This window comes from Streptococcus parasanguinis, assembly GCF_001578955.1.
Lineage (GTDB): Bacteria > Bacillota > Bacilli > Lactobacillales > Streptococcaceae > Streptococcus > Streptococcus parasanguinis_U.
Map to the genome: position 1 here is coordinate 79,350 of NZ_KQ969689.1, position 2,011 is coordinate 81,360.

Below are 2,011 nucleotides of genomic sequence, written 5' to 3' on the forward strand. Positions count from 1 at the left end.
CTAATCAGCGTCTGGAAACCATGGGGGACGTGGAGACCGCCCAGTGGACAGAGCGAGGAGTCTTGATGGATGTGACCATCGAAAAGGTCGGCCGCAAGACAAAGATTAAGACAGCGACTGCTCATCCAACCTGGGTCAGTCGAACTCCGAAGGGGACCTATTCTCCTGAAGGCTATGAGTTGTACAAGTACCAGACCTATATTTTGGAAGATTTTATCCAGGGTGGCAAATACCGCGACAAGCTGGATGAGGAGACCAAGGAGAGAGTGGACACGGCTTACCAAGAAATGAAGGAACATGTTCACTTGGATTGGCCTCAGAGTGGAAAGGAATAGAGTATGGAAGGAAATGTAAACTGGATTCCGCTTGGGATTCTAGGATTGATGGTGGTGATTTGGGCAACCAAATTTCTTTCGGCCATCCGCCTCAAGCAAAAGCTGAAGAAGGCTTGGGATGGAGCTCCTTTCTTTCGCAAGAAAGATACAGAAGAAAGTTTGATAGACAGTCTGGCTTATCCGGCTAAGGGACAGACGATCGACAGCCAAGTGGATGATCAGACCTGGCATGATTTGGCTTTGGATGCGGTCTTTGATCAGCTCAACTATACCCAATCGAGCCTTGGAGCAGAGGCTCTCTATCAAAAAATGCGCCTGCTGGAATTCCAGCCTCAGGACCAGCTTCATGACTTAGAAGCCTTCTTTGAAGAGCATCCGGATTTGCGCCTCAAGGTCCAGGTCATTTTCAACCAACTGGGCAAGAAGAACCACAACATGGCGCGAAGCATTGTCGCAAATCCCGGCAAGCATTATGCAGGTTTGCCCATCTATCTAGCCTTGGCCTGTCTTCCTATTGTCTGTCTCTTTGCCATCCCCTTTGAGCCAGTCGGGGCCATTACCCTCTTGGTGATCAGTGTGGTCTTTAATATTGTCTTTTCGAGTTTGCGCAATTGGTCCAATAAAATCCGTCTGGACAATGTTAGCTATCTGGTCCGCATCTTTGCTTCGGCAGAACGCTTGAGCCATCTAGCCTTGCCACAACAAGAAGAACTCAAGCAGGCAGTCAAACCCTTTAAGAAAACGCGGATCCTTGCCAGTGTCTTGCAGAGTCCAACGGGGACTTCGGAAATGGAAATTATTCTCCTCTACCTCAATGTCCTCTTTTTACTCCCGCAGATCGCTCAGGTTTATATTTACAATCAGGTGAAGGCTCATCAAAAAGAGTCCCAGAAGCTTCTGGATCTCCTTGGAGAGATGGAAGTTGCTATTAGTCTCTTGCGCCATAAGCGGGATCTAGAAGTGGTCTGTCAGCCAGTCTTTATAGAGACGGGTGGGATTGAAGGTGAGACGCTCTATCATCCCTTGCTGTCTAATCCGATTGCGAATGATGTGCATTTTCAAAAAAATATGGTCATCAGTGGGGACAATGCATCTGGGAAATCGACCTACCTGAAAACTGTCGCCATCAATGCCATTCTGGCTCAAGGATTAGGCTTTGCCTATGGAGAAAGATTATCCCTTCCTTATGGTCATGTCCTAACGGCTATGGATGTGAGCGATGATATTGAAGTTGGAGATAGCTACTTTATCACTGAGAGTAAAGCTATTTTACGTATGATTCAGCATCTGAAAAAACCTGGTTTTCACTACTTCTTTATTGACGAGCTCTTTAAGGGGACCAATACCATCGAGCGGATCGGATCAGGCCTTGGAATTGTCCGCTGGTTGGCTGCCCAAAACTGCCTCTACATGATCTCCAGTCATGATATTGAGCTGGTCGCAGCCTCTGGTGAGGTCAATGATAATTACCATTTTGATAGTCGCTATGTGGATGGCAAGATCGTCTTTGACTACCAGATCAAGCCAGGGTCAGCCGTGACTAAGAATGCGGTCAATACCCTAGAAAGCTTACATTATCCAGAGGAGATTACGCAAACAGCCAAGGACTTGATTGACCAGTATGAAGAGACGGGGCATTGGTCTTTGAAAGAAATTGAAAAAGAATGAGAAATGAA

1 protein-coding gene and 1 pseudogene are annotated in these 2,011 nt (G+C 46.9%); both read left to right on the forward strand.

Features of this window, described 5'->3' with window-relative positions; translation table 11 throughout:
* A pseudogene (locus tag SPADD19_RS12140) lies at nt 1-335 on the forward strand (CapA family protein); the annotation flags it as partial.
* Between the two features lie 3 nt (nt 336-338).
* A complete protein-coding gene (locus tag SPADD19_RS00370) occupies nt 339-2,003 on the forward strand; it encodes a MutS-related protein (RefSeq protein WP_061454901.1) in 1,665 nt (554 codons plus the stop codon).
* The last annotated feature ends 8 nt before the right edge of the window (nt 2,004-2,011 follow it).

What these genes read in the sequence shown, in the direction of transcription:
- SPADD19_RS00370 (WP_061454901.1), top strand. Translation starts at nt 339, where the DNA reads ATGGAAGGAAATGTAAACTGGATTCCGCTTGGGATTCTAGGATTGATG.